At 35.9% G+C, this 22,567-nt stretch carries 17 protein-coding genes and 4 tRNA genes; 9 read left to right on the plus strand and 12 right to left on the minus strand.

Annotated features, from left to right (window positions below; all coding sequences use genetic code 11):
• Window positions 1–80: 80 nt before the first annotated feature.
• The 4 genes from ABN256_RS04065 (at window position 81) to ABN256_RS04080 (ending at window position 5,538) form a co-directional block, all read left to right on the plus strand.
• Window positions 81–1,337 carry a mechanosensitive ion channel family protein gene (locus ABN256_RS04065; RefSeq protein WP_196553737.1) on the plus strand — a complete coding sequence of 419 codons (1,257 nt, stop codon included), beginning with the start codon at window positions 81–83 and terminating at the stop codon, window positions 1,335–1,337.
• Window positions 1,338–1,696: 359 nt separating this feature from the next.
• A complete protein-coding gene (locus ABN256_RS04070; RefSeq protein ID WP_349439156.1) occupies window positions 1,697–4,129 on the plus strand; it encodes a DMSO/selenate family reductase complex A subunit in 2,433 nt (810 codons plus the stop codon).
• An 11-nt stretch (window positions 4,130–4,140) separates the two neighbouring features.
• On the plus strand, window positions 4,141–4,758 hold the full coding sequence (locus tag ABN256_RS04075; RefSeq protein WP_023581764.1) for a DMSO/selenate family reductase complex B subunit: 618 nt from the start codon (window positions 4,141–4,143) through the stop codon (window positions 4,756–4,758).
• A gap of 3 nt (window positions 4,759–4,761) precedes the next feature.
• Window positions 4,762–5,538 carry a dimethyl sulfoxide reductase anchor subunit family protein gene (locus ABN256_RS04080; protein ID WP_349439157.1) on the plus strand — a complete coding sequence of 259 codons (777 nt, stop codon included), beginning with the start codon at window positions 4,762–4,764 and terminating at the stop codon, window positions 5,536–5,538.
• 75 nt (window positions 5,539–5,613) lie between these two features.
• Here the strand turns inward: ABN256_RS04080 and ABN256_RS04085 are convergent, their stop codons facing one another.
• Window positions 5,614–6,156: a DUF924 family protein gene (locus ABN256_RS04085; RefSeq protein WP_197269033.1), complete on the minus strand. Its 543-nt coding sequence runs from the start codon at window positions 6,154–6,156 to the stop codon at window positions 5,614–5,616.
• A 700-nt stretch (window positions 6,157–6,856) separates the two neighbouring features.
• Here ABN256_RS04085 and ABN256_RS04090 point away from each other — a divergent pair.
• Window positions 6,857–7,036, plus strand: a complete 180-nt coding sequence (locus tag ABN256_RS04090; protein WP_072068574.1) for a GhoT/OrtT family toxin — start codon at window positions 6,857–6,859, stop codon at window positions 7,034–7,036.
• 375 nt (window positions 7,037–7,411) lie between these two features.
• Entirely contained in the window at window positions 7,412–8,329 is a 918-nt protein-coding gene (locus ABN256_RS04095) for a helix-turn-helix domain-containing protein (protein WP_349439159.1), read from the plus strand.
• A 41-nt stretch (window positions 8,330–8,370) separates the two neighbouring features.
• Here ABN256_RS04095 and ABN256_RS04100 read toward each other — a convergent pair whose 3' ends face one another.
• The 5 genes from ABN256_RS04100 to ABN256_RS04120 all read right to left on the minus strand — a co-directional run bounded on the left by ABN256_RS04100 (window position 8,371) and on the right by ABN256_RS04120 (window position 11,284).
• Entirely contained in the window at window positions 8,371–8,787 is a 417-nt protein-coding gene (locus tag ABN256_RS04100; protein WP_196553742.1) for a GNAT family N-acetyltransferase, read from the minus strand.
• A gap of 137 nt (window positions 8,788–8,924) precedes the next feature.
• Window positions 8,925–9,380, minus strand: a complete 456-nt coding sequence (locus ABN256_RS04105) for a lysis protein (protein ID WP_196553743.1) — start codon at window positions 9,378–9,380, stop codon at window positions 8,925–8,927.
• On the minus strand, window positions 9,377–9,781 hold the full coding sequence (locus tag ABN256_RS04110; protein ID WP_196553744.1) for a structural protein: 405 nt from the start codon (window positions 9,779–9,781) through the stop codon (window positions 9,377–9,379). Before ABN256_RS04110 ends, ABN256_RS04105 begins: the two co-directional genes overlap by 4 nt.
• Window positions 9,774–10,082 (minus strand): phage holin, lambda family, encoded by a 309-nt coding sequence (locus ABN256_RS04115; protein ID WP_196553745.1) that lies wholly within the window; start codon window positions 10,080–10,082, stop codon window positions 9,774–9,776. Before ABN256_RS04115 ends, ABN256_RS04110 begins: the two co-directional genes overlap by 8 nt.
• 386 nt (window positions 10,083–10,468) lie before the next feature.
• A complete protein-coding gene (locus tag ABN256_RS04120) occupies window positions 10,469–11,284 on the minus strand; it encodes an antitermination protein Q (protein ID WP_349439160.1) in 816 nt (271 codons plus the stop codon).
• Window positions 11,285–11,523: 239 nt separating this feature from the next.
• On the opposite strand from ABN256_RS04120, the gene ABN256_RS04125 reads away from it, so the two are divergent.
• Window positions 11,524–12,261 (plus strand): S24 family peptidase, encoded by a 738-nt coding sequence (locus tag ABN256_RS04125; protein ID WP_349439162.1) that lies wholly within the window; start codon window positions 11,524–11,526, stop codon window positions 12,259–12,261.
• A gap of 130 nt (window positions 12,262–12,391) precedes the next feature.
• Here the strand turns inward: ABN256_RS04125 and ABN256_RS04130 are convergent.
• From ABN256_RS04130 to ABN256_RS04145, 4 genes are all read right to left on the minus strand, one after another.
• Window positions 12,392–12,467 (minus strand) — tRNA-Thr (locus ABN256_RS04130).
• A gap of 6 nt (window positions 12,468–12,473) precedes the next feature.
• Window positions 12,474–12,561, minus strand: a tRNA-Ser gene (locus ABN256_RS04135).
• Between the two features lie 293 nt (window positions 12,562–12,854).
• Window positions 12,855–12,930 (minus strand) — tRNA-Thr (locus ABN256_RS04140).
• 6 nt (window positions 12,931–12,936) lie between these two features.
• Window positions 12,937–13,024: transfer RNA gene (locus tag ABN256_RS04145), tRNA-Ser, on the minus strand.
• Window positions 13,025–13,226: 202 nt separating this feature from the next.
• On the opposite strand from ABN256_RS04145, the gene rcsD reads away from it, so the two are divergent.
• Both rcsD and rcsB read left to right on the plus strand, forming a co-directional pair.
• Window positions 13,227–15,935 (plus strand): phosphotransferase RcsD, encoded by a 2,709-nt coding sequence (gene rcsD, locus ABN256_RS04150; protein ID WP_196553747.1) that lies wholly within the window; start codon window positions 13,227–13,229, stop codon window positions 15,933–15,935.
• A 2-nt stretch (window positions 15,936–15,937) separates the two neighbouring features.
• Entirely contained in the window at window positions 15,938–16,594 is a 657-nt protein-coding gene (rcsB, locus tag ABN256_RS04155; protein ID WP_036935620.1) for a response regulator transcription factor RcsB, read from the plus strand.
• A gap of 285 nt (window positions 16,595–16,879) precedes the next feature.
• Here the strand turns inward: rcsB and rcsC are convergent, their stop codons facing one another.
• The gene (rcsC, locus tag ABN256_RS04160) at window positions 16,880–19,714 is read right to left on the minus strand and encodes a two-component system sensor histidine kinase RcsC (RefSeq protein WP_196553748.1); all 2,835 of its coding nucleotides are present in this window, start codon (window positions 19,712–19,714) and stop codon (window positions 16,880–16,882) included.
• 193 nt (window positions 19,715–19,907) lie between these two features.
• Complete coding sequence (gene gyrA, locus ABN256_RS04165) at window positions 19,908–22,535, minus strand: DNA topoisomerase (ATP-hydrolyzing) subunit A (protein ID WP_349439164.1); 2,628 nt, start codon at window positions 22,533–22,535, stop codon at window positions 19,908–19,910.
• Window positions 22,536–22,567 lie beyond the last annotated feature (32 nt).

A 22,567-nucleotide genomic window follows, 5' to 3' on the forward strand; every position in this document is an offset into this window, starting at 1 on the left:
ACAAAAAATTCACCTCCTTGAACTAAGATCTCTTTTCTGTACTCTTAATACACAATACATATTAACTATGAGGATATTTTATGCAGCAGCAACTGCTTACATGGATACGTCAATTCAATGAAGAATACGCTCAAGTCGCTTCTTTATTACTCGTTTTAGCCATTATTTTTCTTGTTGCCCTTGTTCTTCATTTTATTTTACACAAATTAGTCCTACCTCGAATTTCGAGTGCCATCAATCAATATGACCAAAAGTGGCAAGTTTCATTAGAAATAAACAAACTATTTAGTCGTTTTGCTTTTTTAATCCAAGGTGTCGTTGTTAATATCCAAGCACTTGTTTGGATGGGTTCAGGTAAAACACAAGAAATCCTCACCACCAGCGCACAAGCTTGGTGTTTAATTTTCGGCTTATTGATGCTTTTCTCTATTATGGATCTCTGTATGCAGATCATGAGAAATTCATCCTCCTTTGGCCGATTACCATTAAAAGGTATTTTTCAAAGCTTAAAACTCGCCGCCTCTGTACTGATTGGGATAATGATTATTTCCCTACTTATTGGCAAATCGCCTCTTATTTTACTCAGTGGTTTAGGCGCCATGACGGCTGTATTAATGTTGGTGTTTAAAGATCCTATTATGGGATTAGTCGCCGGCATTCAATTATCTGCAAACAACATGATAAGCCTTGGTGACTGGCTAGAAATGCCTAAATATGGTGCTGATGGTGCCGTCATTGATATCAGTTTAACAACCGTGAAAGTGCGTAATTGGGATAATACGGTTACGACCATTCCAACTTATTCTCTAATTTCAGATTCCTTTAAAAACTGGCAAGCAATGACAAAATCAGGAGGACGTCGTATTAAACGAAGCCTTGCTCTTGATATTAATAGCATCCATTTTTTAGATAAAAAACAACTTGATGATCTAGAAAAGGCCCATTTATTAGCTCCTTATATCAAAAATAAGGAAAGTGAAATTAATCAATTCAATGCAACTTTAGGCAATGAATGTCAAACACCATTAAATCAACGGGGCATGACCAATATCGGAACCTTCCGCGCATATGTTGAAGCTTATTTAAAAAATCACCCTAATGTTCATAAGCAAATGACAATTATGGTAAGACAATTAGCACCAACCTCTGATGGGCTTCCTATTGAAATTTATGCGTTTACCAACACTACTATTTGGGTACAATACGAGGCGATTCAATCTGATATTTTTGATCATATTTTTGCTATTTTGCCCCAATTTGGTTTAAGGGTGCACCAATCCCCAACGGGAAATGATGTAAGAGCACTGAGATTTCCTGTAGAGAATAATCAGCAATAAATCATTTTTTATCGAAAATCAGAAAGGAGATAAACTCTCCTTTTTGATTTTTTGTATTAACAAATATTTTTAATTTTTTATTTTGTTATCATGTTAACAATCTTGTTTTATTATAATGTACTAAAAATCGATATATTATTTTTTATATATTGATTGATTGTTAAATCCTATTTATTTGATATTTTATTTACCACTAAAGTGGTATTTATCAAAAAATGTAACCATTTGTTTAATAATTATTTTTTTAGATAACGTTATTAACATTTTTTATATTGATATAAATCATTATAGGTAGAAGGGTTATAACTTAACATATATATACAACTTTACTTGTTGTGAAAAATGTTAGGGTAATGTCAATGTCAAAAATTAAAAATAATACTTCTATTACTGAAATGAGTCGGCGTGGATTCATTCAGTCAGCAGCAGTTATTTCTGGTGCTGCCGCTGTTGCAGGAACGGTTTCATTACCATTCGCTGCTAATGCTCAAACCCCCCAGGGTATTCGTCCTGATGAGACTTCAGAAACTATCAAATACAGTGCATGCTTAGTGAACTGTGGTAGCCGTTGTCCATTAAAAGTTCATGTGAAAGATGGCGTTATTCGTCGTATTTCTAATGAAACTATGTATGACGATTCAACATTCGGTCTTCACCAAATTCGTCCTTGTCTGCGTGGTCGTTCTGTTCGTTGGAAAACCTACAATCCAGACCGTTTAAAATATCCAATGAAGCGTGTTGGTAAACGTGGTGAAGGTAAATTTGAACGCATTTCTTGGGATGAAGCGACATCAATCATCGCCGAAAAATTAAAATACACCATTGAAAAGTATGGTAATGAAGCAATTTATTATCAATACGGTACAGGCTCTACTGGCGCAAACTTACACGGTAGAACCGCATGTAAACGTTTATTAAGCACTGTAGGTGGCTTTTTAAGTGACTACGGTACTTATTCTTACTCTCAATTAACAGGTATCGTTCCTTATGTTTATGGCGATATGTTGGAATCTCTGTTAACAGAAATTGAGAATTCAGATCTCGTTGTAATGTTTGGTCATAACCTTGCAGAAACACGTATGTCAGGTGGTGGTCAGTTCTATGAAACGCTGAATGCGTTAGATAAGAGCAAAAGTAAAGTTATCATTATCGACCCTCGTCGTACTGACAGTGTGACAACACTGGGTGCAGAGTGGATACCGATTTATCCAGGTACCGATGCCGCATTAGTTGCAGCATTAGGTTATGTGATGATCCAAGAAGGTATCACCGATGAAGATTTCTTACGTGAATATTGCGTCGGTTGGGATAAACAAACACTTCCAGCATCAGCACCTGAAAATGGCTCTTATAAAGATTATATTTTAGGTAATGGTCCTGATGGTATTGCTAAAACCCCTGAATGGGCAAGCAAACTAACCGGCATTTCTGTTGCGCGTATTATTCAATTAGCACGTGAAATTGGTAATGCAAAAGCCGCATGGATCTCTCAAGGTTGGGGTATTCAACGTACTACCAATGGCGAACAAGCCTGCCGTTCTATTATGATGTTGCCATTAATGTCTGGTCATATTGGCCGTCCAGGTACAAATACTGGCTGTTGGGGCGGTAACGTTGCTTATCCTGTAGCAAGCTTTGCACTTCCTAACCCAGTAAAAACGCTGATCCCAACATTTATGTGGTCTGAAGCGATTGCACGTGGCGAGGAATTAACGAGTAAAAATGCAGGTGTTAGAAATAAAGATAAACTCGATACTAGCATTAAATTTATGTGGTGTTATTCCAGTAACGTGATTGGTAACCAACATGCTGATCTAAATAAAACCCATGATTTACTGCAAGATGAATCAAAATGTGAGTTTATTTTAGTGTGGGATAACCACATGACACCTTCTGCAAAATACGCAGATATTCTACTACCAGATGTGACAACAGTCGAAACAAACGATCTTATCAATAACTCTTACGCAAGTGGTGCTTACCACTATGTTGTCCGCTTACAAAATGCGATTAAACCGCTTTGGGAAAACCGCCCTTGCTATGATGTCTTAACCGATATTGCAGAAAAAATGGGTACTAAAGCGCAATTTACAGAAGGCCGGACTTACGAAGAGTGGATTGAGTATTGCTATAACCAAATGCGTGAGAAAAACCCTGCATTGCCTACTTTTGCAGAAACCAATGATATGGGAATTATCGATCGTAAATTACCTAATCGTAATCAATACGTCGCACTTGAAGCATTCCGTCAAGATCCTATCGCTAATCCATTAAAAACAGCGTCAGGTAAGATTGAAATTTATTCTGAAAAATTAATGCAAGATACTGAAGGCTGGGTTTTACCTGAAGGCGACCGTATTCCTGCTATTCCAGAATATTGTAAGAATGAAGAAGGTGTTGAGAACGTTAAGCTTAAAGAGAAATTCCCTCTGCAAATGACGGGTTTCCACGATAAAGGTCACGTCCATTCGAGCTATTATAACGTTGCCATGTTACGTGAAGCTATCCCACATCAATTCTGGTTAAACCCAATTGATGCGCAAGAACGCGGATTAAAATCAGGCGATATCGCTGAAATTTATAACGGACGTGGTCGCTTAAATATTCTTGTCAAAGTTACTGATCGTGTATTACCTGGTGTGATTGCAGTACCACAAGGTGCATGGCGTTCACTTGATACAACAGGTGTAGATACTGGTGGATGTATTAATACATTAACAAGCTGGCACCCATCGCCGTTTGCTAAAGGAAATCCGCAACATACAAACCTTGTTGAAGTGAAACGTGCATAAGGAGTTAACTCATGAAGCAATATGGTTTTTATTTTGACTCCACTAAATGCACTGGCTGTAAAACATGTCAAGTCAGTTGCAAGGATGAAAAAGATTTAGATTTAGGCCCTAAATTCCGCCGTGTTTATGAATATGGCGGTGGTAGCTGGGCAAAACAAGACGGGATCTGGACACAAAATATCTATAGTTATTATTTATCCATTTCTTGTAACCATTGTTCAAACCCTACTTGCGTTGCAGGTTGCCCAACTGGCGCTATGCATAAACGTGAAGAAGATGGTTTAGTGGTTGTTAACCAAGATATTTGTGTTGGTTGCCGTTATTGCGAATTGCGTTGCCCTTATGGTGCGCCACAATTCGATGAGAAGAAAAAACTCATGTCTAAGTGTGATGGTTGCTATGAACGTGTAGCACAAGGCATGAAACCGGTTTGTGTTGAGTCTTGTCCTCAACGCGCACTTGATTTTGATGATATTGAAGTGATCAGAGCGAAACATGGCACAGAGTGCGGTATTGCACCAATGCCAGATCCAAGCCTGACTAATCCAAATATCGTTATCAAAGCACACAAAGAAGCAAAACCTTCTGGTGATAAAACCGGCTCAGTTCAAAATGCGGCGGAGGTATAAACCATGCATGAACTTCCTCTAGTCTTTTTTACTGTTTTAGGTTCTTCAGCAGCAGGCCTGTTTCTTATTGCTTATATCAGTAAAAAATTAGGTCAGATTGATGATAACCAACTGCGTAATGCCAATATTTTAGCCTTAGTCTTAACATTAATTGGCTTAGGTATTGGTGGGTTACACGTTGGTCAACCACTGCGTTTTTTCAATATGCTCTTAGGTGTTGGCCGTTCTCCAATGAGTAACGAAGCCTTTCTAAGTGGTGTGTTTACGGGATTTGCTTTTGCAACTGTCGCACTCACTATAATGAAAAAATGGAAAGGATTACGTGAAATTTGTAATCTGCTTACCGTTGTTTTTGGTTTAGCTTTTGTTTGGTCAATCCCTCAGGTTTACCACATTCCAACTATTGCTAACTGGAATACAGATTACACCACCTTGCAATTTTGGATGACCCTCTTAGTGGGTGGCGGTGTACTGGCAATGGCAACAGGCGCAAGACGTTTAGGCGCATTGTCCTTTATTATCGGTGCTATTATCACTTTTGCTACACGCTCAGGTTATGTGAGCTTCCTAGGCTTTACAGGCCCTCAACTGAGTGCTGACCAATCTCTTTTCTGGGGATTCCAATTAGCGGTATTAGCATTGGGTATTGTTATCGTAGGATTTACTGCCCTAAAAGCACAGGCATCAAAAATGACACTAGTCACTTGTGCTGTTGCGGTAATTATTGCTGAATTATCAGGCCGTATCGCTTTCTATAACTTATGGCATATTACAATGTGACCTCGATTTTATGGCTGATTAATCAACCATAAAAAAGAAACAAAAATGCATACCTTTTCTAGGTATGCATTTTTTTTAGAATGAAGAGCCAGGTTGCTGTAAAAATTCTAATTCTTCAGGTGTCGATGTACGGCCTAAGATTTGATTACGGTGAGGATAACGGCCATATTTATCGATAATCTCTTTATGTCGTAGTTCATATTGATACGTATTTTCGTCATTAAGTTGAGAAAATAATACGACGGCATCTTGGTGTATTTTAGGTGATTCTGAATGCATAAATGGCATTATCATAAATTTACGCTTAACGGGGGTTAGCGTTAGATATTCAGGTAAACGAACAGCTTCTTGCGCTAAAATTAAAGCCATATTATCTTGTGCAAAGGCTTTTGGCGTATCACGCCAAATATTACGTGAAAATTGGTCAAGGATAATTATTTCAGCTAAACGCCCTTCTATAGTTTCACGCCATGACGCAAGTTCACCACGACTTGCGCTTAAACATAATTCACCAAACCTACGGTTAATTTCTTTATCAAACAGCAGATCTTTTTTAAACCATTGCTCTGGTGTGCACTCTTCAAACCAAAACGTCAAAGTTGATTGATAAGGGATCATAAAAACCACCACGCTAATTGTTTATTAATCAAAACAGCGTTTATTTTCATCAAAATAAACGTCATTGACGGGTTACTACTTTGGTAAGTTACCATTTTAATGTAGTGACGGCTATTAATCCCTATCCAAAACAGACATAAAAATAAATCCCCTTTAAAGATTGAAAAGGGGATTTAAAATGCTTCCTAGCTAACGCTTAAATCCATTAAGTCGCGCCATCCATAAGCTAATTTATCTACAAGTATGTATAAAATGGTATTCATTCCATTTGTTACATTCTGTTGATATTATGATGCAATATAATTAACCTGCGTATTTTACAAACATATAGTTTACCTCTGCATCACTACCGTGCCTTAAAAATCATCATTTGCAAATTTCAATTTTTATAGTGAAGTCGCTAAAAAAGATCTATGCCTTCTTGTTTTATTTTTTAGTAAGCATCAGTTCAAGACAATAAAGATTGTTATAAATAACGAATTAAATCAATTCACTATATTTCATTATTTTGATTTTTCGGATGTAACCTTGTTATTATCTTGTGTGATCACCCCCAAAAGAAACTAGCGATCAAAAGTGAGATGAATGTTTAAAATTTGCACATTAGTAATGACATTTATCGAAAAGTTTGCCCTATTCCCCTGTTTCTTTAACAATTTTGGAGTACAATTACCACAGTCTATTTACTGAATGATTCGTTATGTCTGCTATCTCTGTTATTGGAATAAGCTACCTTATTGGCGCTGTGTTCTCGTTTATTATTACTTTCTTTTTAACTAAAGATCCCAGCGTTGCTATGCGCCTTTTAAGTGCATTATTAATCGCTTTAACTTGGCCTCTTAGTTTTCCGATGGCTCTTATTTTCTCTATTTTTAGTTGATTTTTTTAAATTAAGCTTAATAACAGTAGTTATATTCTATTCAATTAGTCTTTTAACTATTTATTATTCTATTTTTAAATAAATAGATTAATAGTTTTATAAAAATAACATTTTTAGCTTAGATTTTTGCTCAAAAAGACTATCTAATTACTCGTTCATCCTTTCTAAATAAAAACACTTCTCCTTAAATATCAATAAGTTAAAATTAATCATTTATTTTATTAACGATGACGTCTTATTTTAAACCTAGATAATGATAAATATTTTTATAAATTTACAATCACCAATGAATTCATTACAGTATCTTATGTAAATTTATCAAATACCCGTATTGTTTTATATCACCAATTATAATTTTTTAATTAGAGTTAAAATATGTTTAGCGAAAATGTCATTACAGATATTATCTATTGGATTGAAGAAAATTTAGAGAAAGATCTAAAACTTGAAAATGTTTCACAAAAATCAGGATATTCTAAATGGCATCTTCAACGCATGTTTAAAGAACAAACAGGGCTTACATTAGCCTCTTATATTCGAGCTAGACGCCTTTCTTGCGCGGCGGTTGAATTACGCTTACAAAGAACCCCCCTTCTTGATATTGCATTAAAATATCAGTTTGATTCTCAACAAACATTCTCAAGAGCGTTTAAAAAGCTGTTCAATATGACGCCTTATAATTATCGTAGAAAAGAAAATTGGTTAGCACACGGCTTTACCTTGCCATTAAGAAAATTTAAGGGTTTTAACTTAGATATTGAAATCGTTACAATTAATTCCCTTTCACTAATAGGAATAGACCATATTTATAAAGCTAATGTTATTGACTGGAATTTCATTACTGAAAAACCACGTGAATTCTATTGGAAAATTTTTTTTAAAACAGCAAATTACAAATATGATCGTGTTTTTGCTACACATAATATTTTATCAAAAAACAATAATGAATTAACGGTAAAATATGCCACGATGATAGAAAATAAATCTGATTTTTATAATCCAAATTTTACTAATCAAGCTAAAATTGAGAATGTAAAATATTTAAAATTTAGTATTCCTGAAGAATTATTAAAACTCGATTATAAAGACATTATTTATAATATTTATGGTATTTTACTTAAAAAATTAAATGTACCAAGAAAGAAAGGATTAGCTGATATTGAGGAATATATTTTTAAAGATAAGTATGTAATTGAACACCTTATAGCTCAACCAAGCGCTCTGCTAAAAGACGTTAATTATTACATTCCGGTTGAGATTACAGAACAATGCGAATGCAAAACACAAGCATAGTTTTTATATTTTAATAATAAGCCATCTACTTAAGATGGCTTTTATTGTATAAAACAAAAAATAACTTCAGGATCGTCTTCATCAAGATTTTCAATACAACCACTTTTAATAAATCCTAGCTGAAGCAGTAAATTCTTCATTTTAGTATTGGATTGATTCGTTGACGTAAACAATTTTTCTGTTGTTAGTTGTTCTTGAAAAAATAAGATCAATGCTTTGCCATAGCCTTTTCCGCGCTGATCGTGAGCTATCATCACAAGTTCAATAAAAGGATAACCAAAAAAGTGAGAATGGATCACCCCATAACCCACTACCTCTGCGTTAACTTCAATAAGATAAATAGCTTGGCTAGATAGCCAAGCTTTAATTTCTTCAATACGCGAAGAATTTTGTTGAGCATAAGAGTCTAACTCAATAAGCACAGAAAGGTGATGGTGTGTGGCAAGGGTGATTTTCATGGTGTTTTTAATAGTGACGTTGGATAGCGTTATATTACTAAGTCTGTTGATATAATGTAAGCACTCATAATCATGACATATAGCTGACACTTCGTCATAACTATGTCTATAAAAAAACACCTGTACATACAATAAGATCACCCATTATTAATACACTCTTGGCGAATATAATCCTGTAAACCTAAAATGATCTGCTCTGACTGCGCAACTCGTTCTCTGAGTAACCAATAATTTCGGATAGCGGAGTCAGTAGGTCTGGCGGCGTTTGCATCATCCAAGCCGGTGGTGGAAGTGGCAGAGGCTTTTGGACATTCGGCATTGACGTACACCCGCTTAGGATTGTGTTCACTAAGATCACGCAGCTGAGCAATTTCTTTTTTTGCATGAGTAAGTTCCTGTAAATGGCGACTATCCAGTTGATTAAGTCGATTAATTCTTAATTGATATTCTTTATTCTCTGCAATTTGTTGAATAAGAGATTGATAAATATCATCGTATTCATTTTTCAAAGATTTATTTTTATCAATCAACCAAACCAATCCTGTGCCTAGGCATAAAATAACTATTACCATTATTCTAGATGAAGAAATCATAATAATAACCAAGCATCTTCAAAGACTTTTTCAGAATAGGGTTGGTAGCCAAGTTCAATATTAACAATCGCTATTGCTAAAGGAATAATGATATTTTTTAATTGTGTATTAATAGGTATGTCAATTTCGATACCTATTTCTTTTGAAATACGATTAATATAGCCTATTGTATTATTTTCGTTAGGCGGAGCATAACGATTGATAATGGTTTTAATCGTATTTAAACCATATTTTTTTTGGTACGTTTGTAATAATTTGTAGATGGCTCGTATTCCATACTCAGGTGAAATAAATTGGCAAAAGTCTTTATCTGTTTGTTCAGCAGATAACCCTTGCCATTTCGAACCATGCCGGATATTACCAGGGTTATTATTACGCTCACCTCGCGCTATTTTAGCCATTTTTAACTCCTGCTCTTCCTTTTAGAAGTTTACTCACGGAATCTACTCCGATATAACCAATAAATACACTGGCTAAATAAGCAAACTCATGATTAATATTAAATAAAATTAGAATATCTTTAATGAACCAAGCAAACATTGCACACATCAGCCCATCTATAGAGGTTTGTTTCCATCCTCCGCCGTTATATAAACCTCGAAGAATAGCCATTCCTCCAGCTAGAGAGGCTGATATTCCTTGTTCTTTCATTGAAGAAATAGCAATAAATATCTGTTCCCATAAATCTGGATTTTCTTTCATTGTTTCTCATGGCTTACCTCCAATAGGAGGAAATGTAATAAATAAGATACTCATCTGCCGTACTTAAATTTAAACGCGGTTTTAACATGAGTATGTTTATGTTTTATTTATCTAATTAGATAAATGGCGGATATAAAAAAAGACCACATTGTGGTCTTCAATTGACAATAAGCGTTAACAAATATTGTTACATTATATTCGTTAAGAAAATGCAGATACAAAAAAGCCTCACTTTAATAAACTGGGGTCAATTCATTAAGTGAGGCTTTTTATATTCTGTTGTGAGGTCTTTAGATACAAATCTCTCACTGTGGGGATATAGTATGTTTATTTTTTCCAAAAGTCAATAATTAAATTCTATAAAAATGAATAAGTATAGAAAATCATTACCTAATAGTCACTTCTTGAAGAATTTTTTCTGATAAAGACTCTTCTTTAAAGCATTCTTCCACTAAATGTTCAAATAATGCCTTATAGTTACTGTATGCAACTGTTTTAGAAACACTCACCACCGTTTGTACTTGCGCTAATACTTCACTGAATTTTAAGCGAGGATATCCGCGCCCTGCGCATTTACTACAAGGTTTAAAAACTGATATCCCCTGCTTTTCACTCTCTTTTTTATCTAAAACTTGCCCACGCCCATGACAACGGCAGGCCAAGCGAATTTCAGCTTTCCCTTTACAAGTAGGGCAAACAATTCGAGTTGTCTCTCTCACTTCTCGGTAAGAAGTGTTACCTGTAGGTTTGGCTTTAAGTTCATTTTTAAGATTTCGCTCAAAGCCTTTAACTGGTTTTGATGTATAGCTTTTGGTAGTAAAAACGTCAACTTCAATAAATCCATTACTGCAATCAGGGCAAACCTTTTTGCTTGCTGCACTTCTTGCATAATCTTGAAAGGCATAATTGGCAATAATATGTAAAACCTTGGCTTTATCATTTTCAATTAGTTTATCAATGGCTTTATATTGGTATACCTGAGTTAACGCATATTGATAAAGACTTTCTATCGCTTCATCTGGGTAACTAATATTATGTTTAGCTAAAAACAACTCTATGCCCATACGCCCTTTTCGCGTAACTAGGCTAATTGATGTCATCACATCAGTCACAGAAAGCGAATCTACTGGTTTAACAGTTCCTACATCACTGAATACAATGCTTTTTGGTGAAAAATATTTAGGCAAGTCTGCTAGTCTCATTTAATGCTCCTTTTGATTTCCTATCATTACTAACTTGGTCATCCATTTACCACGACAAGGCATGGCATTTATGCATCTAAATCACCCGCATTTTACGGCGTTATCTCAACGTGATTTTTACTTACCACTCTTGTATTGGTTTATTTAGTTACTATTTTGTACTTTTCGCACTTTTATTAACTAGTGGTTAATGTTATATTTTAACCAACGTGGCGTCAAGCGGCAAAGGAAATTAACCAATGGTTAAAAACGATAATAAAACGGAGTTCACAAAACGGCTTCAAGAAGCTTGTTTAGATTCAGGGATTGCTGGTCGTGGTCTGGGCAAAAGAATTGCAGACGCGTTAGCTCAACAAGGCATAAAAGTCAGTGCACCCGCAGTCTGGAAATGGTTAAACAGTGAATCAATTCCTGATCCAACAAACATCTTAGCATTAAGTCAATGGTTAGATATTCGACCGGAATGGTTAGAATATGGGCGAGGAGCAAAAAGAAATGACGGCATTTCAGTAAATGAAATGACTCCAGTTGATGATTGGGATAATAGTACACCAATAGAACGAGATGAAGTTGAAATTCCCTTCTATACTACTATTGAATTAGCTGCTGGTTTCGGAAGTTGTACCACTGATAATCAAAAGGTGGAATTGTTGAGATTTTCTCGTTCTACATTTAATCGCTACGGTGTACAACCTAGTGATGCCGTTGCTTTTAAAGTACATGGCGACAGTATGTCTCCTGTTATTCCTGATGGCTCTATAGTGACTATCAGCACAGGACATACAAAAATTGTTGATGGTGGTATTTATGCTATTCAACAAGGTGATCTTTTAAGAGTTAAAATTTTACATCGGCTCCCTAATAACACTATTATCATTCGTAGTTATAATACGGTTGATTATCCTGATGAACGTTCCACATTAGAAGAAGTGAAAATCTTGGGGCGAGTATTTAACTGGTCGGTTATGGGCTGGTAATCATTATAATCTCTAAAAACACCACTATCTTTTTATTAATGTGGTGTTTTTTTAGTACATACATGCTTTAGCATTAAGATTTAATCAAAGAAAAAACCCGCTATCTCTTACGAGATAACGGGTTCTTATATGGTGCCGGCTACCGGAGTCGAACTGGTGACCTACTGATTACAAGTCAGTTGCTCTACCAACTGAGCTAAGCCGGCTAATTCTGGCGGAAGGATAGAGATTCGAACTCTAGGATGGTTTCCCATCGGCGGTTTTCAAGACCGCTGCCTTCAGCCACTCGGCCATCCTTCCATAGCGCGGAATTATGCCTATCTCTGACCCCGCTGTCTAGTCCTGATTGTAAAAAAAATGACTTTTTTATCCGTTTGCTCAATTCTCAGTCTTTTTTTGCTTAAAAAATGCTAACCCATTAATATGGTGGTTAAATTTTGATAATTAGAAATAATAAACAAGAGGGTATTGTGAGATATGTGGAACAACAGAGAAGGCAAAAGACTTAAAAAGATGATGGTGAAAATATGACAGTAAATAAAATAGAGATAAGAAAAGACCCGTTATCTCTTACAAGATAACGGGTTCTTATATGGTGCCGGCTACCGGAGTCGAACTGGTGACCTACTGATTACAAGTCAGTTGCTCTACCAACTGAGCTAAGCCGGCTAATTCTGGCGGAAGGATAGAGATTCGAACTCTAGGATGGTTTCCCATCGGCGGTTTTCAAGACCGCTGCCTTCAGCCACTCGGCCATCCTTCCATAGCGCCGAATTATGCCTATCTCTGACCCCGCTGTCTAGCTTCTATTGTGAAAAAATCTGTTTTTTTTGTTTGTTTGCTCAAAGTTCATCCGAATATCCCTTTTAAAGCGATAACCTGTTAATATAATGGCTGAATAATGGTGATTGTTTATTCAACTTTTCTTTTTTAACTACATTGTCTCTTAAAGGCTCGCAAACTGAATGCGTACATTGAACCAACTCAAGCCAAATACACTAACTCGCTTATATGTCCTGTTTCTTCTTTTTATGGTCATATCACTTTTTCTATACGCTTACAGCTATTTTGATACTTGGCTCGATAGTAAAAAGAATGCTATTAACAACACGACTCATAAATTTGCTTTGCAGGTTGAAGATTACCGTTATCACTCTAATCAGCTTTTTCAGTTATCAAATAAAATATCAGACACGACCCTCTTTCCATCTTTACCACTAACTCCAATAAAACTACGCTCTGATGTCTTTTGGCTTGAAGGTCGAGATCAAACTGTAGATGCCATTATATTTGGTAAACCTAACGAACAAACGTTCCAGCTAGCACAACGCTTTGCTAATTCACTCGAAATTATCTGGGGTGTACGTAATGATTACAGTTCACTTTATTATCTAAATGGTAAAGGAAATGATCTTATCTTAATTACGACTCACTCTGTCCTTAAACCAGAAATTCGTTACAAAGAAAGCTACCTAACGCTAACCGCTGAGAACAAACGCTCTGAGCTGTTGATGCAATCAACCGCTTTAGATGAAAAAGAGAGTCTTTCCCCTATTAGAAAGATGTCTACAGAAAATATCTATTACTATACCTACCGCATTATGTTTAATGTGCCAGGGCAACTTACTAGCGTGGTCGCTTTTGATTTACCTATCAATAATTTTTTACCTTCAGAACTATCGCCGCACTACTTAAGATTACTGCCAACAGGCCAACAGTCGGTTTACGATAAAAATAGCATTGAAATTTCAACCGACGGCTCTTCTTTGATTTTTTCTCAACCTATTGTGGGCATTCCCTATTCACTTTCTTATGAATATCCGTTGAAATTAATTATCAAAGAGATTGCTTATAAAAACATCTGGTTATTAATTAGCCTACTTGCTTTTATTTCAGTTTCTGTTTTCGGACACATCTATATACGTAACAAGTATGTTTTCCCGTACATCTCAATGACTCGTAATCTACGCATCAAAGAAGAGATGACTAACGACATCATTTCTAATCTTCCAATCGGGTTATTGGTATACAATTTTTCTTCTAACCATAAAATTATTAGCAACAGCCATGCTGAAAAACTATTACCTCATATCGATTTATCAAAGATCCGACAGATGGCGATTGAACATAACGGCTTAATCCAAACAGCGATCAATAATGAGATTTATGAGATTAGAACCAGCAATAACAGCAATATTGATAATACGTCATTATTCATATTTCTGAATAAAGACAACGAAGCACTTATCAATAAAAAATTACAACTTGCACAGCAAGAATATGAAAAAAATACCATCGCACGACGTAAGATCTTATCTAATATGTCATTAGAATTAATGCGTCCTATCAAAGATATAAATGAGATGGTTTATCAATTCAAAGAATTATTGCCCGAAAGTACCCATCAGCAATTGCTTAGCTTATTATTAGAAAAAACAAATTACATTTCCGAATGGATAGAAAATATTACGTTAATTAATAAGTTAGAAAATCAAGAATGGAAAATTCACAAGGATGAATTTGAGCTTTCAACATTAGTTGAATCTATTTTGATAACTGCATCACCATTTATGATAAGAAAAGGTTTAACCCTTTATTTCCATAATAATATAAGGCCTGGTTTACTTTTAATTAATGATGGCCCCGCATTAAGTAAGATTATTTTATCATTGATTAATTATGCCATTAGTACGACTAACTATGGAAAAATAACTGTTAATCTAAATTTAGTTAAAAATAAAGATAAAGAAGAAATACTTATTGATATTATTGATAGTGGAAGTGGGCTAACACCACAAGATATCGCTAATATAAAATACCCATTCCTAGGGCAAGCAATGGGAGATAAATATTATTCCAATTCTGGGATTATTTTTTATTTATGCCATTTGTTGTGTAATAAAATTCAGGGTGAGCTAACAATTAAGAGCCAAGAAAGTATTGGTTCTCATTTCCGAATTGCACTCCCATACCAGCATATAGATACGGAAGAACGAGCTTTTAACGTATTATTGGAAGGAATAAGCGCAAAACTCGCCATAAAAAACCCTGAAATAGAAAAAATCATCTGCCGACAACTTGATAAATACGGCGCGACATACTTTGATAAAAATAGAGAGAATCTTTATCCCGAATACGATATCATACTTAAAGATACTCCGGATGATAGCCCTGAGTCCCCAACAATATTATTAATGAGCTCTATTGTTGGATTTGAAAAAATATCAAAAGATTTAATAAAGTGTAACTATAACTTCGGTGATCCTTTAATAGAAGCTGTTACTTATTTAATTGAAGAAAATGAGTCATTTTCTCTAGATACAACTGAAGAGAGTATTTTGGATGAAAATAATAACCTTGATAATTACGAAGTAATTCTTAATAATTATAGGAAGAAGTTGAATGGTAGTGATTATAAGGAACTATTTATCAGTACTGTTCCTATTGATGTTGAGAAACTACACTTAGAGGCAACAAATAAAGACTTTCATTCTCTAGCCCAAACAGCTCATCGTCTAAAAGGGGTTTTTGCCATGTTAGATTTAGAATATCTCAGAGAAAGCTGTGAATATTTAGAACATGACATAAAAAATCATAATGAATTAGAGATCAAAGAACGTATCACTCAACTGGATAAATGGATTCAACAGTTGCTGCAGCAAGGTAACAATTAAACATGAATAACCTTAATATTATTATTGCCGATGATCACCCAATCGTTTTATTCGGTATTCGTAAATCTTTAGAACAAATTGAATGGGTCAATGTTGTCGGTGAATTTGAAGATTCAACGTCACTTATCAACAACTTACCTAAGTTAAATGCAGATGCATTAATTACTGACTTATCTATGCCTGGTGATAAGTATGGTGATGGTATTACACTAATTAAGTACATCAAAAGACATTACCCGAATTTGTCGATTATTGTACTTACCATGAATAACAACCCAGCTATTTTAAGTGCCGTCCTTGATCTTGAAATTGAAGGTATTGTACTTAAACAAGGTGCTCCAACGGATCTACCTAAAGCATTGGCAGCGTTGCAAAAAGGCAAGAAATTTATGCCTGAAAGTGTCGCGAAGCTACTTGAGAAAGTCAATGCAAATGGTTATGGCGATAAACGTTTGTCACCTAAAGAAAGTGAAGTACTGAGATTATTTGCTGAAGGCTTTCTCGTCACTGAGATCGCAAAAAAACTTAATCGTAGTATTAAAACTATTAGTAGCCAGAAAAAATCAGCAATGATGAAACTGGGTGTTGATAACGATATTGCATTACTTAATTACTTATCATCAGTAACTATTGATAAAGAAATTAACGGCCCAGATTGATCTTTTCAAGCGACCGTTTGCAGTACCGATAAAATCAGGAAGCTCAACCTATTTTGGGAGCTTCTCTGCTTTTTTGTCTTTATTCTTCGCAGTATCCCACCCAGTAAGCATTAAACCGATGTAATATCTTATAACTCATCCTTTATCTGATAATGCCCTAAAAGCCATAGAATGTGTTATTTACGGTATCATTCTTTATGTCTACCTTATCCGTACAATTAAACTTAATAAATAGAGAAGAGATTAATCTCTTCTCTATTTATTAAGTTTATGATGACACATAAGCTACTTTTTCTGTATATGTCCTACCAGAACTTCTCTTAAAATAGAAAGCGATACAGGCTTAGACACACAATCATTCATTCCGGCATCAATACAACGTTGCTTTTCTTCTGCTATTGCATTCGCTGTTACGCCAATGACTGGCATATCGCTCCCCATTTCTCGTATGTGAGTTGCAAGCTGATAACCATTCATATTCGGCATGTTGACATCAGTCAGAATAATATCGATATGATTTTTCGCTAAATAGGCTAATGCATCACACCCATCTTCTGCAGTTGCTGTATTAAAACCAATTTTTTTCAGCTGATCGGTCAGTAATAAGCGATTTATTGGATGATCATCAACAATCAAAATGGTCAACGCTTGTAAACCACAATCTGTATTCAGCTCAGCCATATCAACACAATTTGCTTCAATTTTGCTTTGCGGTAATTGTAGTATTATTTTTGTTAATTCATTTAACTTATAAGTACTACATACCCATATGTTCTCTGCTATCTTTTTGGATGGCTCGAGGTAGTGTTCATTGAGCCTAATAAATTGGCAATGATGCTTTCTCGGATAATCAAAGTCTGTGATAATAAAATCCGTTGAAGACAGTGTTGTTTCTTCTGTTAATAATTCACAGTTCAACCCAAAGTAATTGAGATATCGCCCAATAAACCCTTCTAAATAAAGGTTTTTGATATTAATAAAACAACGAACAGTGCTCTCTTTATACATATCCTTTTCAGTAGCAAGTTCTCTCTCTTCTAACGCACCATAAAGTGGTATTCGAACTGTAAATCGACTACCAATATTTTCTTGTGATACAACACTGATATCACCATCCATTAAGTTAATGAGTTTTTCACAAATAGCTAAACCTAATCCTGTCCCTTCAGATGCACTTTCTGTATTTTGTGAAACTTGGAAGAATGGTTCAAAAAGCTCATGTAATGCCTTCTCACCGATCCCTCGTCCTGTATCATGAATATCAAAATACAGGTAATACTCATCTTTATAAAGATGTAAAGTAATACATCCTGTCGTAGTGAATTTAATACTATTATTCAATAAATTAGAAATAACCTGTTGTACACGAACAGGATCACTATTTACAATTTTAGGTACATCTGGTTCGATAAAGCAGTAGATAGCTAAATCTTTTTTCGCAATTAAAGGTAAATAGTTAGAAATAACAAAAGAGAGTACTTGGCGACAATTAAACGGTTTAATCTCAATTTTTAATTGTTTAGATTCAATTTTTGAGAAATCGAGAATATCACTAATAATTTTTAGCAGTAATGATGAGGAGTTATCCATCGTTTTTAATAATCGACTTGTATCATCATTTTGCGCAAAGGATTGTAATAACTCTAAATTACCAATAATGCCGTAAAGTGGTGTACGTAATTCATGACTCACCGTAGCTAAGAACATTGATTTTGCTTGGTTAGCTTGTTCTGCCGCTGTTGCCATATTTTGTAGCGAACGTTCCATTTTAACACGAGCACTAATGTCCACTAAAACACAGATAGCCACATCTTCATTTTGATAGCGTGAATTAACAAAACTAATTTGTAAGTGATTGCGGTTATTCGTTACCACATCAACCATATTGCTACTTTTCTCAGCAATAATAGATAAAATATTTTGCTTATCACTGTGACTAAGTAACCGAAAATAGTTATGTGCTAATTCGTTACTTAAAATGATCATACCATCGCGTATTCTCAGAATACTAATTCCGACAGGCGCCGATGCCACAATTTTATGGTTAAACTGTTCATGCTCTTCTAATCGGGAAGCGTTATTTTCTGCTGGTGAGAATATTTTTCTTTCGAAGATCCACACAAAAATAAAAATAAAAATGGCAGAAATAATATTTAAAATCAGAGCATTAAAAATAGTGAATTTAAATTCATTTAGAATTTGCTTTAGTGGTAATGAGTACACCACACTAAAAGAAGATGGCAATAGTTTTCGTTTTGCAACTAACTCACTGAAATCTTCATCAAAACCAAAATAAGGAGCACTCACATCAGCAACTTGCTTAACAGAACGATAAGTATTTTCTGCAGGATAGCTTAATACTGTAGTATTTCGGCTATTTAGAAGATGGATAGAAATTACTCTATCTTTGGCTGGAGAGAAATATTCAAGACGAATTGCTCTTTCAATACCAATTAATCCAATAAATTTGCCCGAAGCATAAACTGGTGACATAACATATAAAATGCCACTATCCCCTTTTGCATCAGGAACTATCCAGTATTGATTAACTTCTTTGCCTTGCGCCCGTTGATTAATGTAATTACGTGTATTTTCGTAAACCATCTTTTTCAACATTTCAGTATCTACTGGTGATGCGCGCAAAGGGAAATTAATCATGCACATACTGTGCGAGCCTACCATGAAAACTTGGTTTATCCCTTGTAATGCAGGAGTATTATCTTTCCAATAATATAAGATACTGTTAAACGAACGAAAATAGTTATTGGTTTGTCCCTTAAATAATTCACAGTTCGCCGTTTCATTGAGTTTATGAAGTGAAAATGGCCCTTCATAAAATAATGAATTTTTTATACCTGGATTTAAATTAATTTGCTCTTGATGACGTTCTGCAAGGTATTGTAAATCACGGATGGTGCCAGAAGTTTGTCGAAAAAAACTGAGGAGATTAGTGTAGTTATTACTATACTCTTGCCTAATATCTGACTTTGTATCATTAAATATATTGATGAGGTAAAACATTGTTAATAATGCCCCCATCGCCCACAACATGATACCTAATACGCGAAAAAGGTAGCGGGAAATTTTTAACGATGTTTTAAAGGACGAGAGATATCTCAAACAACCACCCTAATCAATATTCCTACCGCTTAAGAAACTTATTCTATTCTAGCAGAAGTTACTGTATGTCTGAATAATATGATCTTTATCATCAGGATAATTATTTCTGATGATGCACTGATCCTACCACCATAAAAAAAGCAGGCAATTATGCCTGCTTTCTTTTATTTATACATCACAATAATGATAAATATTATTCTTCGTCTGCATCATTAGCTAAATCTGATCCAGGCTCTTCAGATGATGTTTCGTTAATAACCTCATTAACCTCATCATCATCTAATGCGTCATCTTCATCTTCAACACGCTGTAAGCCAACGACCAACTCATCTTCTGTTGTACGAATTAAGGTAACACCTTGTGTATTACGTCCAACAATGCTGACCTCTGAAACACGAGTACGAACTAATGTACCTGCATTAGTGATCATCATAATTTGGTCAGTTTCTTCAACTTGAATTGCACCTACCACTTTACCGTTACGCTCACTCACTTTAATAGAGATAACGCCTTGTGTAGCACGATTCTTCGTTGGGTATTCGCTTTGTGCAGTTCGTTTACCGTAACCATTTTCAGTGACAGTTAAAATATCGCCGTCACCACGAGGAATGATCAGAGAAACGACTTTGTCGTCATCAATCAGTTTCATACCACGAACACCTGTCGCAGTACGGCCCATTGGACGAACACAATCTTCTGCAAAGCGAACCACTTTACCATCAGCAGAGAACAGCATAACTTCGTTCGTGCTATCGGTTAAGTCAACACCAATTAGCTCATCGCCTTCATTTAAGTTGACTGCGATAATACCTGCGCTACGAGGACGGCTAAAATCTTGCAGAGGTGTTTTCTTCACTGTACCGCTTGCCGTTGCCATAAAGACAAACTTACCTTCTTCATACTCTCTCACTGGCAAAATAGCCGTAATACGTTCATTTTGCTCAAGAGGTAATAAGTTGATAATCGGACGACCACGAGCACCACGACTTGCTTCTGGTAACTGGTAAACTTTCATCCAATAGAGACGACCACGACTTGAGAAGCATAAAATGGTGTCATGGGTGTTAGCCACCAGCAGACGATCAATAAAGTCTTCTTCTTTAATTCTTGCTGCAGACTTACCTTTACCGCCACGACGTTGCGCTTCATAATCGGTAAGTGGCTGATATTTAACGTAACCCTGATGAGAAAGTGTAACAACCACATTTTCTTCATTAATCAGGTCTTCAATATTAATATCTGCTGTATTTTCAGTGATCTCAGTACGACGTGGATCGTTATATTGATCTTTAATCGCATTTAGCTCTTCTCGAATGACTTCCATCAAGCGCTCAGGGCTTCTTAAGATATGTAGTAATTCAGCAATTTGAAGCAATAAGTCACGGTATTCATCTAACAGTTTTTCATGTTCAAGACCGGTTAGTTTCTGCAAACGCAGATCCAAAATAGCTTGAGCTTGTTGTTCTGTAAGATAGTATTTACCATCATGCACACCATATTGTGGCTCTAACCATTCAGGACGAGCAACATTGCTGTCACCAGCACGTTCTAACATGGTTGAAACACTACCTAAATCCCAAGGTTGTGCGATTAACGCTGCTTTTGCTTCTGCTGGGTTTGGTGCTTGGCGGATCATTTCAATAACAGGGTCAATGTTCGCCAATGCAACAGCCAGTGCTTCTAAGATATGAGCACGATCACGCGCCTTGCGTAATTCGTAGATAGTACGACGAGTAACGACTTCACGACGGTGACGAATAAAAGCAGAAATAATTTCTTTTAGATTTAATAGCTTTGGCTGACCTTGGTGAAGTGCAACCATATTAATACCAAAAGAAACCTGCATTTGTGTTTGTGAGAACAAGTGATTTAATACTACTTCACCCACAGCATCACGTTTGATTTCAACAACAATACGCATGCCATCTTTATCAGACTCATCACGTAATCCGCTAATACCTTCAATGCGTTTGTCTTTAACAAGCTCTGCTATTTTTTCAATTAAACGCGCTTTATTCACCTGATAAGGAATTTCCGTTACGATAATTGTTTCGCGACCGGTTTTCTCATCAGTTTCAATATCAGCCTGAGCACGGATATAAATTTTTCCGCGACCAGTACGGTAAGCATCTAAAATTCCTCTGCGACCATTAATAATAGCGGCAGTCGGGAAATCAGGCCCCGTGATATGTTCCATCAACTCTTCAATAGTGATGTCTTCGTTATCAACATAAGCAAGACAGCCGTTGATAACTTCGCCTAGGTTATGTGGAGGAATGTTTGTTGCCATCCCCACCGCAATCCCTGATGAACCATTGACTAGCAAGTTTGGAACACGGGTTGGCATAACTGCTGGAATATGTTCTGTTCCATCATAGTTAGGAACAAAATCAACCGTTTCTTTTTCCAAATCCGCCAGCAGTTCATGGGCGATTTTCGCCATACGAACTTCGGTATAACGCATTGCAGCCGCCGAGTCACCATCAACTGACCCGAAGTTACCCTGCCCGTCAACCAACATGTAGCGCATAGAAAAAGGCTGTGCTAAACGAACAATCGTTTCATAGACAGCAATGTCACCGTGCGGGTGATATTTACCGATAACATCCCCAACAACACGGGCTGATTTTTTATAAGGTTTATTCCAATCGTTTCCTAGTACATTCATCGCGAAAAGAACTCGGCGGTGTACTGGCTTCAGTCCGTCTCGAACATCGGGTAATGCGCGTCCTACAATAACTGACATCGCATAATCCAAATATGAGCTTTTCAGCTCTTCTTCGATATTAACTGGTGTGATTTCTCTGGCAATGTCGCTCATGGAGCCACTGTCCCTCATACTACGGATTCAAA

The sequence above is a fragment of the Proteus sp. fly-1008 genome, assembly GCF_040140305.1.
GTDB classification, from domain to species: Bacteria; Pseudomonadota; Gammaproteobacteria; order Enterobacterales; family Enterobacteriaceae; genus Proteus; species Proteus vulgaris_B.